Genomic DNA, 13,211 nt, shown 5'->3' with positions numbered 1-13,211 from the left:
TCAAAATACTATATGATTTTTTTTATAAAATGACTTTAAATTCAACTCTATTTATAATTTTATTTTTATATTATATAGCCAGCTTCTTTTTAGACCATTTTCTATATACTTCGCTGTAAGAAATTTGTAAGATTTTCTTTAGAGTATCTAAATATATATTCTATTGTCACTTGATATAATAATCATTGTAGAATAGGTTTTTTGATTGGGTGATAAAAATGGAAAAGAAAAATAACTATTTGATCAACATCACAATAGCTCTTTGTTCAATATATTATTTTTGGATGCTGATACGAATAATCATTTTAAAGAATGGTTTTATTGATATGGGCTATAATAGTAATCTAGTGTTATTCGATTTCATTAATCAATATCACCAGTCAGGGCTAACAAAAGTTCTACTTGTAAATATTATTGGCAATGTTTCCCTATTTATCCCTTTAAGTATTATCTTGAGACACTATTTTAGTTTTCTAAATAATTACAACATTGCCTTTATTGGTTTTTTTACTAGTCTATCTTTTGAACTAATTCAATTAGGCACCGGATGGGGAGTTTTTGATATCGATGACATTTTCCTAAATACTCTTGGCTGTTTAATTGGAATAATAATCTATCATTTTATTAATCAGCATCGTCAAAATAATGTTTCGACTAGTTTATTCTTACTTAGTTTCGGGAGTATCGGATTAATTTCTGTTTATAACTACGCTCCCCTTCTTCTCACTACATTCATCATTTAAGGAGCAATATTATGGAAAAAAAATTAAATAAAAAAGAAAAATTCTTTATTGTATTGGTTTTGGGGGTAATTACTATATTTTCAATTGTAATTAAATACTATTCAATGCATTTATGAAACTTAAAAAATTAAAAAAATTCCTGCTTTTATCGCTTTTATCATTATATTTATATTTGGTTACTTATGTCTCCAAATAATCCCTCCCCTACTATACAATGATAATTCAGGTGCACTTGATAAGGTAGACTGCCCCCAATACATTAATGAATTTGTTGATAAAAATCCTCAAGCAATTGAACTGAAAGAAAATTATCAACCCAATGAAAACACCGATCCTATTATCTTAGATAGTCCTAATGGCATCCCTTTATATATCCAATGGGATAAGCGCTGGGCATATACTACATATGGTGATGAAATTATTGGAACTGCCGGTTGTGGCCCTACCTGTCTATCGATGGTTGCTGTTGGCTTAACTGGCAAAACAACTTATAACCCACGCTATGTTGCTAAATATGCTATTAAGAACGATTTTCTTGAAGGCAGTATGACAAGATGGGCATTGATGGAAAGCGGCTGTAATGAATTTGGCTTAATCGCTTCTGCTGTGCCATTGAGCAAAAATGAAATGTTTAAGCAATTAGATGCTGGTCATCCAATCATCGCCAGTTTACGTCCTGGCGATTTTACAACGACTGGTCACTTTATTGTCATTACTAAAACTATTAATGACAAGTTTTTAGTTAATGATCCTAACAGTAAAGAAAATAGTCATAAGCAATGGTCATATAGCCAATTAGCTCCTCAAATCAAAGCTATGTGGGCTTATAATACGATTTAGGACTACCAAATGGTAGTCCTTTTTTTATAATTCCCGTTTTTCTTTAACTCCGTATTTTAAATGATACAGGGCTTCTAAAACCTCAAAAATATAGGTTATTGAAAATTTACCAATCAGTGAATGATGATCTGTTCCAACCTTTAAGATCATATCGATACTATCACTATAAACAAATTCATCCAATTGAGAAATAACAATCTTATAGGCCGGACTCTTAGAAATTACTCGCATAACATCTGGATGATCAGTCATAAATCCTCCTGCAATACTTGAAACAATAATTACATCATTTTCATCTAATCCTTCTACCGTCAAAATTTGCTGTTCTAAAGGATACATCCCACTACATTCTTTACCCAAATATGATAGTTCAATCTGTAATTGCATCGATACTGATTGAGTAAAAAAGTTTCCAGCAAAACAAACCTTATTTGCATCATGAATTTTATCGACAATAAATTCCAGGTCTTCATAAGATACACTCTCGTATGTTTCTTTTAAATTATCTAAAATATTATCAAAATGAGCTTTAAACGCTTCTTTACCTTTATGTAAATACTGCCTTTGGGGCAACTGATGATCAAACTGTAATCTGAGTGTATCGCGATTAAAATAATTTAAATTCATGGTAATATCCATTTTAAAATCAGCAAATGATTCATAATTTAGTTTTCTGCATAATCGGGAAATCGTTGCTGTTGAAACAAAACAAAGCTCTGCTACATCAGTTATTGTACTTCCCGGAATCACATAGATATTTTGAAGAATTTTTCTTGCTGCATTAGCATAAACATCATTTATGCTCGTTGTATTAATAAAATTAACTAAATTATAAAAAGCTCCGCGCATTCCCTACTCCTCCTTATTAACAATAATAATTTTGCCATCATCTAGGCATAAACAATTTAACTGTCCAATCACACCACAAGCCAAACCACCATCAATTCCAATTTTATTTTGATGGACATCATCAACCCAAATATCAAAACTCCGATCCTTGTTTAACATCGCTGTTGGAGTATGACCAAAAATATAAATCTTTGTCAAATCACCTCGTGCATGATAAAAATCATCTCGAATCCATAAAAGAGAATTTAATTTTTGTTCTTTTAGTGGATAACGAACATCGATTCCAGCATGAACTAACACATATTTTTGTTGATTTACCTCAATTTCTAAATAATTAGGAAGATTAATCAAATATTCATACAGACTTTTAAAAAAAGCTGTCCGGATAACACGATAATCTTCATATCTAAATTTATCTTTTTGAAGATATTCACGAATATTTCTCATCGTTGTATCACCACCATTGGCTAACCATAATTTTAACGCCCGTGAAGGATAATCAAAATCATCATAATAAACTCCATAATATAAAGCTTCTTGCCACATGTATTCATGATTTCCTTTTATTAAAATAATATTATTATGATCTTGAATATAAAATAATATTTTTAGACTGTCAGGTCCACGATCACAAATATCACCAATTATATATAAAATATCATTTTCACTAAATGATATCGTTTCTAGTAATTTTATCAATAAGTCAAAGTGACCATGTAGATCACTGATGACATAAGTTTTACCCGTCATTTTATCACCTAATCTTATCATATCATACTTTAGCATTAAAATATCACTTGATTTATTTGTAAGCGCTTTACTATTTTAGAAAAAATTTGTCTTTACCTTTATTTTTGATTATACTTATATTTGTAAGGAGGGGATAATTATGGTCGACGAATTCTATTTGGACGTTAATCTTGAATTGTTTGTACAATGGTTATTTGGAAATAAAAATAAGTATGATCATAATATACTATGTACATTAAAAAGCAATGAACCTTACGGGAAAACTATCACTTTTAATTATTATAATATTAGTGGTTCAATTGTTATTTGGGCTAATGGTATCATTGAAGAACAAATCTTTGATGATGAAGAAAATTTATTATTCTATCTTCATTACAAACTCGTTAGTTTAGCTCAAGGACAAAAATTATTTTACGACTTCTACGATTCATTGACCAAACATACAAAATGTCCCCCACTTAAAATAATTTTATGTTGCTCAGGCGGTTTATCATCATCATTCTTTGCAAATAAGCTAGCTGAACTAATCTCCTTAAAACACCTTAATTATGAAATTATTCCTCTTGGCTTCTATCAGTTAAATAGTAGTTATTTGGACTGTGATGCAATTTACCTAGCACCACAAATTTCATACTTAGAACCACAGGCAATGAATATTGTTAAAAATACCGTGCCAGTACACTGTGTTACACCAAGTGTTTATGCAACATACAATTATCGTGGGTTATTAGATATGATTACAAATGAAAATATATCTAAAACCAAAGAAAACGGAACTATTTAGCTCCGTTTTTATTTACCTAAAGTCGCTACCATAACTGCTTTGATAGTATGCATTCTATTTTCTGCTTCATCAAAAACAACCGAATTAGCACTTCTAAAGACTTCATCTTCAACTTCACGAATATCAATACCTTGTTCGTATTTTTCTTTTGCAAGAGTAGTTTCAAAATCGTGGAATGAAGGTAGACAGTGCATAAATAAAGTTTTATCATTACCTGTTTTAGCCATCATTGCCTGAGTTACTTTATATGGTGATAATAATTTCACCCGTTGTGGATATAATTCTTCTGCTTCACCCATTGAAACCCAAATATCAGTATAGATAACATCAGCATCTCTTACCGCTTCATCAACATTATCTGTCACCATAAAACTTCCACCAGATTTTTCGGCCTCAGCTTTACAATAGGCTACTACTTCCGGATCCATTTGTAGTTCACTAGGCCCTAATGCAACAAAATGCATCCCCATTTTAGCTGCTCCATACATCAAACCATAACAAACATTGTTACGAATATCACCCGTAAAAACAAACTTCACTTCGTTAAGCGGCTTATCTAAATGCTCTTCAATCGTTAAAAAGTCTGCTAAAGTCTGAGTTGGATGATCTACATCTGTCAATCCATTCCATACTGGTATTCCTGAATATTTTGCTAACGCTTCAACTGTACTTTGTTCAAATCCTCTAAATTCAATTCCATCATACATTCTTCCAAGTACTTTGGCAGTATCTTCAATTGATTCTTTTTTCCCCATTTGTGAATTACTTAAAAAAGTAACATGAGCCCCTTCATCTAATGCTGCCACTTCAAAAGCACATCTTGTTCTCGTTGAAGTTTTTTCAAATAACAAAACAATATTCTTACCCGCTAAGCTATTACTCGTTTTTCCTTCCTTTTTATCTTTTTTTAGCTGATGAGCTAAATCAAGAAAATATCTAATCTCTTCTTTTGAAAAATCTTTAAGTGTTAAAAAATTTCTACCATACAAATCCATTATAAATCCCCCTTTATAATTTTATTCTTAATTCTAACAAAAATAAAAGCAATAATCAACTAATTGATTATTGCAGGTTCACTATCTTCTTTTTCAAACATTTCTTTAATATTATCTTTCGACTTGATTACCAACTCTCTAATTTGTTTTAATGTTTCGTCTGTCACTAAAATATCAAAGGCTTCTTGAGCTGAAGTTGCTTCTACAGCAATTGATAGATCTAAGCGAAACAATTTCTTTTCATTATCCATTTCAAAACCTCCTTTAATGTTTTAATAAATATTGATCATACTGTACCATAAATCTTGGATGAGCTTCGATTTTCATATAAATACTATTTTCTAAATACTGAAATTCTAACACTAAACAATGCTGATGTAAATACTTAAATACTTCACCATCTTGATAAGGAATATTTAAATCATAGATTGCATAATCTTTAAAAAGGATATCGCTGATTGACTTTTCTAATACTTCTAGTCCAATACGTTCCTTAGCAGAAATAAATGCATATGGCTCTAACGGTACAATAAAGCCATATTTATTTAAATCAACTTTGTTATATGCATAAATCATCGGCGTATCCTTTATCCCTAATTCGTTTAAAACTGCATTAGTAGTATTAATATACTGCTCATAATTAGGGTTGGAAGCATCAACAACATGAATCAACAAATCGGCTTCAACTACTTCTTCTAAAGTTGAACGGAAAGCTTGAATCAAATGATGCGGTAAACGCTCAATAAAACCAACTGTATCTGTCAATAAACAGGGGTGCTGATTGATCGTAATATGCCGTGTCGCTGTTTCTAATGTTGCAAATAGCATATCTTTTTGCAATACCTGCTTATTTTTATTTAGACAAAAAGCATTCATTAAAGTACTTTTGCCGCTATTAGTATAACCGACTAAAGCAATAACCTTCATCTCATTGTCTTTTCGTCTTTTTCGTTGATTTTGACGCTGTTTAACAATATTAGCTAATTGCTTTTTAGCATTAAAGATTTGATTTGAAACCAAACGACGATCTAATTCAATTTGTTTTTCACCGCTTCCTCTGAATCCCGAACCACCCTGCTGGCTGTATAAATGTTCTTTCATGCCCGCTAGACGTGGCAATAAATATTGACCTTTAGCTATTTCAACTTGCAGTTTTGCTTCTTTGGTTTTCGCTCGAACTTCAAAAATTCGTAAAATTAGAGCAGTTCGGTCAGTTACTTCAATATCTAAAATATCTGTTAAATTTTTTACTTGTAGTGGTGATAATTCTTCGTTAAAAATCACTAGGTCAAGATTATCTAACTGTCCTTTAATTTCTTGAACCTTTCCAGTACCAATATATAATGAAGGATTAATCTTATCAAGATTTTGCACACATCTTTTTATCACTTCAATATTACATGCTTTACATAATTCCTCTAATTCAATTAATGAATTATCTAAATCATAATTCATTTCTTTATATCTAACACCGACTATTAATGCCTTCATCATTTCACCCCACTCCATTTTACCTTATCTAATCTTATATTACTAGAAGGAAAGCATATGAAAAAATTCAATTACTATTTTACTTTACTATTAGTTGCCTTTATTACACTATTTTCATTCTTTAACATGTTTCAAATTGTTTCACTCTCTAATAATGTGATTAAAATAATTATTAATAATCTATTACCTTCATTATTACCATTTATGATCCTTATTTCACTCTGTTTATCTTTAGGGTTATTAAATCTCTTTAGCTATTTAATCCAATGGATCTTTAAACCATTATTTAAATTATCACCAATCATGTCTTCTATATACTTCATCTCATTTTTTTGTGGTTATCCAACTAATGTTAAAATGATCAAAGAAGCATATGAATTAAATTATATTAATTCTCAAGAATTACAACATCTTTTATCTATTGCTTCATTTGCTTCAATTTCCTTTATTTTTGTATCATTGCATCTTGAATATCCATTGATCATATATTTTTGTCATCTAGCACCTAGTATTATTAAAGCTTTATTTTATCACCAGCATTATGAGTTTCAAAGTTTGAAGGAATCAATCATTAGACTAAAAAAGCCCCATGTCAGTTTTGTGGAAGCTTTGAAACAAAGCATTTTAAGTTCATGTTATGCTTTTATTTTCATCCTTGGTTATATGCTGGTTTTTCAATTTGTAGGATATGCTATTGGTCATATTATTAAGGACAGCTTCATTAATGCTATTATTCAGGGAGTTCTTGAGTTTAGTTCTGGAAGTCTTCAACTATTACAATTTAGTCATACCCCGCTAGTATATAGCTTAATTTGTTTTAATCTATCTTTTAGTGGTCTTAGTGTAATGATGCAAACGGATAATCTTTTAGATGGAATTGACTATAGTTTTAAGGCTTATTTCAAAGCTCGCTTATTTCATGGTCTTTGTTCATTTACCTTATGTCTATTAATTTTAACTTATCTGTTATGAGCTTATCATTTTTTTAACCATCTTATTATTTTTAATGAAATAATTTTTTCATTTATTAAAAAGAATCGTCCTCGACAAATATTTTCAGTATAATAGAAAGATGTAAAGAGGAGAATGATTATGGAAAGCAAATTTAAAATAATTATTATGGATGTTGATGGAACATTAACCAACAGTCAAAAAATTGTTACCCCAAAAACTAAAGCAGCTTTAATGAAAGCACAAGAGTTAGGTATTAAATTAATTTTAGCTTCTGGGCGTCCAACATCTGGCCTTATTGGATTAGGGCATGAATTACAAATGGATAAATATCATGGTTTATTCGTATGTTATAATGGTAGTAAAGTTGTTGACTGCCAAACAAAAGAAGAATTATTTAATCAACCATTGAGCATTGAAGAAGGCAAAGCTGTCTTAGAGCATATGAAGAAGTTCGATCGTGTACGTCCAATGATTGACAAAGGTGAATATATGTTTGTCAACAATGTTTATGATAACTATATTAATTTCAATGGTGCACCATTCAATGTTATTGAATATGAATCACGTGGTGGAAACTATAAGTTATGTGAGATTGACGATTTAGCAGCTTTTGCTGATTTTGAGATCAATAAAATCTTAACTACTAGTGATCCTGAATATCTTCAAGAACACTATCAAGAAATGATGGAACCATTTAAAGATAGTCTAAGCTGTATGTTTACCGGTCCTTTCTACTTTGAATTTACGGCTCAAGGAATTGATAAAGCTAAAGCTTTAGATACTGTTTTAAAACCAATGGGTTATAGCCAAGATGAAATGATTGCTTTTGGTGATGGTCATAATGATGCATCAATGGTTAAATATGCAGGAACAGGTGTTGCTATGGCTAATGCCGTTCAAGACTTAAAAGATATTAGTCAATATATAACTTTATCTAATGATGAAGATGGTATTGCTGAAGCATTATATAAATACATTCCAGAATTAAAAGATTAGTACGCTGAAGCGTACTTTTTCTTTTATTAATAATAATTATCAATAAGCTATTGACATATACTAACAAAAGATATACTATAATAGTAACCATTACTATTATAGAAAAGGAGGTAGCGTATGCCAAAGACAAGATACTCTAAACAGCGTGAATTGATTTACGAAAATTTAAAAGCAAGATGCGATCATCCTACTGCTGAAGCTATTTATAGTGATTTAAAAAAAGATAACCCCGGCTTAAGTTTAGGAACTGTTTATCGTAATCTTAACTTTTTAGCTGATGCTAAAATGATCAGAAAATTAGATGTTGGTCAAACAATCGTCCATTTCGACGGGGACATTAGTGATCATTATCATTTTATCTGTAATGAATGTAATCAAGTGTTTGACATCACTTACCATGATGAAAACATTAGTAATGTAGTACAAGAACATACTAAACATCATATCGAAAAAACGGATATTGTTTTTAGCGGTATATGTGAAGAATGTTTAAAAAAGAAAAATTAAAGAAAATAACGGAGGAAACTAACTATGACACTTAAAGGAACTAAAACAGCTAACAACTTAATGCATGCATTTGCGGGAGAAAGCCAAGCACGTAATCGCTATACTTACTATGCTTCAATCGCTAAAAAAGAAGGATTTGTACAAATTCAAAATATTTTCTTAGAAACAGCAAATCAAGAAAAAGAACATGCCAAAAGATTAATGAAATTAATGAATAAAGATTTAGCCGGAGAAACATTATATACTGATGGAAACTTCCCAGTATTATTAGGTACTACTGCTGAAAACTTAAAAGCAGCTGCTGCAGGAGAAAACGAAGAATATACAGATATGTATCCAAGTTTTGCTAAAACAGCTCGTGAAGAAGGATTTGAAGATATTGCTACAGTTTTAGACAGCATTGCAATTGCTGAAAAACATCATGAAGAAAGATATTTAAAATTATTAGCAGCTTTAGAAGCTGGTAATACATTTAAAAGAGAAACACCAGTTGTATGGAAATGTAATAACTGTGGATTTATTTTCGAAGGTTTAGAAGCACCAGAAAGATGTCCAGCTTGTGATCATCCTCAAGCTCACTTTGAAGTAAATACTTTCTTTTTAGGATAATTATTTAAAGCCCTTACTAGAGGGCTTTTTATTATTAATATTAAAAAACTGCTTTGAATAGTTTCTTTTGTACAGTCTAACTGCTATCTATATAAATCAACTATTTTAGTGATTAAAATATAATTGAAAACTAAATTTGATGATAGCAATTAATTCTTTTATATTTTTCATTCTTGCCACCTCCTACACTTATATAATAATCTATTTTAATAGTACAAACCATCGAACTTCATGACAATATTCTTACAATTTTGTAATATTTAATTTTATGATATAATGACTAGCGAGGTGCGACAATGAAACTAATTATCTTATGGCTCATTAATACAATTTTTGTTTTACCCTTAAAAATAATTACTATACTTTTTAAACTAATATATAAAATAATTAAAAATATTTACTTTAATAATTTAGATTTAGAATATATCAATACAATGGATGGTCATGATTTTGAGTATTTCACCAAAACATTATTAGAAAAAAACGGCTTTAAACAAGTGAATGTCAGCCAAAGCAGTAGCGATTATGGAATTGATGTCTTTGCATATAAAAACAAATATACATATGCTATACAATGTAAACGTTACAGCAAAACAGTAGGAATCAAAGCAGTTCAGGAAGCAAAAAGCGGTTGTGAATACTATCAGTGCGATATTCCAGTAGTCTTCACTAACAATACTTTTAGCAGTGCTGCAATTAATCTCGCTAAAAATACAAATGTTGAGTTATGGGATCAAGATACTCTTTATCACTATTTAAAAAAATCTAAGATTTTAACTAAATCATTACCACTTTATTATCCTCTGTTTACCTTCATTACTACCGCCATTTTATCTTATTACTATTTACAGCATCAAGACTATTTACTGATTCCTTTATTGATAAATATGTTTTTGTTTATCAGTATCATTGTTAAAATTTTGAAAGATAAAAAAAAGACTCCTATTATTTTAAAAGAGCCTGAATATACGATTCATGATTATCACGATACTATTCAATAGTATCGTTTATTATTTGCTTTTGCTTATGATAATAATAAAATAAACATAACCCTGCTAGAGTAATTACAATTATAACAATCATAATAAAACAATGCATAAAAAAGGTTTCTGGTAAAATATTGATTACCGGATCACTACGATAATCAAATACCCAATAATTGTTTCTAAATACAATTTGATGAAAAGTTATAAAAGCACTTTCAAAATCTAATGCTACAACAAAACCCAACATTGCTGGTACAATAATAGTAATCAGCCCAGTAAGCTTTAAAAAACGATATTCTTTTTCTTTAAATCGTCTAATTACTAACGGTAATGAGATCAACCCACTAACTACCATAATTACCTGGATTGCCTCAAAAATTGTTTTTACTTCTTCAAAATGAATCCTACCGTTTGTTGACATTACAAAATCTGGCAGATTCAACGTTCCCCGATAAAAGATCGACTGATATGCAATTAAAACATCGTAATTCTTTTTTATTGTTTCAACTGACATTCCACTCGTTAAATCAATTCCTAAATAATTAATATCTAAATAATACAGCTGTTTAAAAAAGACAGTGAATACTATTGCTAATGAAATAATAAATAACATTAACATCGTTGCTAAAAAAATGTCTTTTTTATTATAACTCATATAAGAAATCTTCCCCTTTTTGAACTTCAACTTTTGAAAGATTTGGATAACTTTGTTGTCTTAAAACCTCGTAAATACAAATAGCAGCACAATTTGATAGATTCAAACTTCTAACTTTATCACTCATCGGGATTCTTAAACAACGATCTAAATGCTTGGTTAAAATTTCTTTAGGTATTCCATCATGTTCATGACCAAAAAATAAATAATGTTCTTTTTTATCATCGCTAAAGTCTTGATCAGTGTAACAAAGATGTGAATAACGCGTAAAAAAATGATATTCTCCAGGATTTTTTTGTTCAAACTCTTCATAGTTTTCATAAACATACAAATTTAGATCTTTAACATAATCTAATCCCGCACGTTTCATTTTTTTATCATCTAATTCAAAACTCATTGGTTTAATAATGTGTAAACTAGTGTTAGTAGCGACACACGTTCTCATAATATTCCCTGTATTTTGGGGAATGGCTGGATGAACTAATACGATATGATTCATTTATAATATCTCCTTTAAAATCGTATATAATTTTTTTAAAGCTTTAGCTCGATGTGAGTATTTATTTTTTTCCTCCATTGACATCATTGCCGAAGTCATCTGACATGGCGGAAAATAGAAAATTGGATCGTATCCAAACCCATTAGCTCCTTCAATTTTATCATTGATCAAGCCTTCCATCGTTTCTTCAATTAAAATTGGTTCTTGACCAGGTATAACTAAAGCCAGCGCACAAACAAAGCGAGCAGTACGCTCTTTATCTTTAAGCGCATCAATTATGTATTGATTTTTAATATTATAACTAGTATCTGCACCTAAAAAACGTGCTGAATAAATTCCTGGTTGTTTGTCTAAAGCATCAACTTCTAGACCACTATCGTCCGCTAAGACCGGCTTGTTAACAATATTTGCAATTGTTTGAGCTTTAATCAGTGCATTCTCTTTAAATGTTGTTCCTGTTTCTTCAATTTCCAATTCTTGCTCTAAAACATCTTTCATCGATAATACTTCAATATCAATATCTTTAAGCATTGCTTTAATTTCTTTGATTTTTCCTTGATTAGTTGAAGCAACAATTATTTCTTTCATTATTTTACCTCGATTCCTAGTACTTTTTTTACTTCATTAATTGGCATTTCTTGACCTGTCCATATTTTAAATGATTCAACTCCTTGATAAAGCAGCATCAATTCACCATTCATCGTTGCACAACCCGCTTCTTTTGCTAATCGCAGCATTTTTGTAACTGCAGGCTGATAAATAATATCAGCTACTTTTAAATCTGGTTTAAAATAAGAAGCATCTGGTACTACTGATCGTTCTAACATCGGTTCCATACCGACACCAGTAGTATTGATAAAAAGATAACTGCTGTGCATATCTTTTTTCAAACTTTCTAAATCACTTAAAGATTTTAAGGTAATCGTACAACCTGTTTCAATAATTGTATTATTGATTATCTCCTGAAACTCTGTACGCATAGTTCGGTTATAAACGATTATTTCTTTTACCCCATCTAAAGCAAGCTGTACCATAATTGCAGTTGACGCACCGCCGGCTCCGACCATAGTTATCTTTTTGTCTTTAATCAACCATCCTTGCTCTTCAAGACTTCTAGTAAAGCCAATTCCATCGGTAATCGTACCATAATATTTTCCATCTTTAAAAGTAATTGTGTTCACTGCATTACATAATCTTGAAGCTGTTGATATTTCATCAAGGTACGGAATAATATTTTGTTTATGAGGCATTGAAACATTAGCTCCTCTAACTTTCATCGCCTTAAACCCAGCAATCGTATCTTTTAATTCCTCACTCTTTATATCAAATGCTAAATAAACACTATCAAGGCCTAATTGTTCAAAGGCTGTATTATGCATCGCTGGTGATTTAGAATGATGTGCAGGACTAGCGATAAAAGCATATAAACTTGTTGTTGCACTAATTTGTGATTTCATGATCTCCCTCCATTTTTTAAAAGTATTATAGCATGGATGACAGAAAGTTTGCAGTTTTTGAAAAAAATATATATTATTTTTATAATAGCCTATAAT

Annotated in this window: 17 protein-coding genes; 8 read left to right on the top strand and 9 right to left on the bottom strand. The window is 30.3% G+C overall.

All coding sequences use genetic code 11. The annotated features are described in order from the left end of the window. The first annotated feature begins 218 nt into the window (after nt 1-218). Entirely contained in the window at nt 219-743 is a 525-nt protein-coding gene (locus KSU54_RS04530) for a VanZ family protein (protein WP_022007501.1), read from the top strand. Nucleotides 744-869: 126 nt separating this feature from the next. Next, nucleotides 870-1,583: a C39 family peptidase gene (locus KSU54_RS04525; protein WP_217746582.1), complete on the top strand. Its 714-nt coding sequence runs from the start codon at nt 870-872 to the stop codon at nt 1,581-1,583. Between the two features lie 24 nt (nt 1,584-1,607). Here the strand turns inward: KSU54_RS04525 and KSU54_RS04520 are convergent, their stop codons facing one another. Both KSU54_RS04520 and KSU54_RS04515 read right to left on the bottom strand, forming a co-directional pair. Then, nucleotides 1,608-2,432: a MurR/RpiR family transcriptional regulator gene (locus KSU54_RS04520; RefSeq protein WP_117561778.1), complete on the bottom strand. Its 825-nt coding sequence runs from the start codon at nt 2,430-2,432 to the stop codon at nt 1,608-1,610. A gap of 3 nt (nt 2,433-2,435) precedes the next feature. Continuing rightward, nucleotides 2,436-3,218: a metallophosphoesterase gene (locus KSU54_RS04515; protein ID WP_003536075.1), complete on the bottom strand. Its 783-nt coding sequence runs from the start codon at nt 3,216-3,218 to the stop codon at nt 2,436-2,438. Nucleotides 3,219-3,321: 103 nt separating this feature from the next. Here KSU54_RS04515 and KSU54_RS04510 point away from each other — a divergent pair, with 103 nt between their 5' ends. Then, on the top strand, nt 3,322-3,966 hold the full coding sequence (locus tag KSU54_RS04510) for a hypothetical protein (RefSeq protein WP_003536074.1): 645 nt from the start codon (nt 3,322-3,324) through the stop codon (nt 3,964-3,966). An 8-nt stretch (nt 3,967-3,974) separates the two neighbouring features. Here the strand turns inward: KSU54_RS04510 and argF are convergent, their stop codons facing one another. From argF to hflX, 3 genes are read right to left on the bottom strand one after another with little or no spacing between them, the layout of a single operon-like run. After that, a complete protein-coding gene (gene argF / locus KSU54_RS04505) occupies nt 3,975-4,961 on the bottom strand; it encodes an ornithine carbamoyltransferase (protein WP_003536073.1) in 987 nt (328 codons plus the stop codon). A 59-nt stretch (nt 4,962-5,020) separates the two neighbouring features. After that, nucleotides 5,021-5,212 carry a hypothetical protein gene (locus KSU54_RS04500; protein WP_003536072.1) on the bottom strand — a complete coding sequence of 64 codons (192 nt, stop codon included), beginning with the start codon at nt 5,210-5,212 and terminating at the stop codon, nt 5,021-5,023. Nucleotides 5,213-5,225: 13 nt separating this feature from the next. Next, nucleotides 5,226-6,455: a GTPase HflX gene (gene hflX / locus KSU54_RS04495; protein ID WP_117792100.1), complete on the bottom strand. Its 1,230-nt coding sequence runs from the start codon at nt 6,453-6,455 to the stop codon at nt 5,226-5,228. A 54-nt stretch (nt 6,456-6,509) separates the two neighbouring features. On the opposite strand from hflX, the gene KSU54_RS04490 reads away from it, so the two are divergent. The 5 genes from KSU54_RS04490 (at nt 6,510) to KSU54_RS04470 (ending at nt 10,519) form a co-directional block, all read left to right on the top strand. Further along, nucleotides 6,510-7,424, top strand: a complete 915-nt coding sequence (locus KSU54_RS04490) for a nucleoside recognition domain-containing protein (protein WP_008791276.1) — start codon at nt 6,510-6,512, stop codon at nt 7,422-7,424. A 120-nt stretch (nt 7,425-7,544) separates the two neighbouring features. Next, nucleotides 7,545-8,402, top strand: coding sequence for a Cof-type HAD-IIB family hydrolase (locus tag KSU54_RS04485; RefSeq protein ID WP_008791275.1), 858 nt, complete (start codon nt 7,545-7,547; stop codon nt 8,400-8,402). Between the two features lie 117 nt (nt 8,403-8,519). After that, nucleotides 8,520-8,909: a Fur family transcriptional regulator gene (locus tag KSU54_RS04480; protein ID WP_003536068.1), complete on the top strand. Its 390-nt coding sequence runs from the start codon at nt 8,520-8,522 to the stop codon at nt 8,907-8,909. 24 nt (nt 8,910-8,933) lie between these two features. Further along, on the top strand, nt 8,934-9,518 hold the full coding sequence (rbr, locus tag KSU54_RS04475; protein ID WP_003536067.1) for a rubrerythrin: 585 nt from the start codon (nt 8,934-8,936) through the stop codon (nt 9,516-9,518). A gap of 296 nt (nt 9,519-9,814) precedes the next feature. After that, on the top strand, nt 9,815-10,519 hold the full coding sequence (locus KSU54_RS04470; protein WP_003536066.1) for a restriction endonuclease: 705 nt from the start codon (nt 9,815-9,817) through the stop codon (nt 10,517-10,519). Here the strand turns inward: KSU54_RS04470 and KSU54_RS04465 are convergent. From KSU54_RS04465 to aroE, 4 genes are read right to left on the bottom strand one after another with little or no spacing between them, the layout of a single operon-like run. After that, on the bottom strand, nt 10,509-11,159 hold the full coding sequence (locus KSU54_RS04465) for a TIGR01906 family membrane protein (RefSeq protein WP_003536065.1): 651 nt from the start codon (nt 11,157-11,159) through the stop codon (nt 10,509-10,511). The genes KSU54_RS04470 and KSU54_RS04465 overlap by 11 nt on opposite strands. Continuing rightward, a complete protein-coding gene (locus KSU54_RS04460) occupies nt 11,149-11,658 on the bottom strand; it encodes a tRNA (cytidine(34)-2'-O)-methyltransferase (protein WP_003536064.1) in 510 nt (169 codons plus the stop codon). The genes KSU54_RS04465 and KSU54_RS04460 overlap by 11 nt, the downstream gene beginning before the upstream one ends. Beyond that, entirely contained in the window at nt 11,659-12,246 is a 588-nt protein-coding gene (gene rdgB, locus KSU54_RS04455; RefSeq protein WP_003536063.1) for an RdgB/HAM1 family non-canonical purine NTP pyrophosphatase, read from the bottom strand. Further along, nucleotides 12,246-13,115 (bottom strand): shikimate dehydrogenase, encoded by an 870-nt coding sequence (aroE, locus tag KSU54_RS04450; protein WP_003536062.1) that lies wholly within the window; start codon nt 13,113-13,115, stop codon nt 12,246-12,248. The genes rdgB and aroE overlap by 1 nt, the downstream gene beginning before the upstream one ends. Nucleotides 13,116-13,211 lie beyond the last annotated feature (96 nt).

This window comes from Erysipelatoclostridium sp. MSK.23.31, assembly GCF_019125875.1.
Taxonomy (GTDB): Bacteria; Bacillota_I; Bacilli_A; order Erysipelotrichales; family Coprobacillaceae; genus Thomasclavelia; species Thomasclavelia ramosa.
The sequence above is the reverse complement of the archived record's forward strand: the minus strand, read 5'-3'. Positions and strand labels throughout refer to the sequence as shown.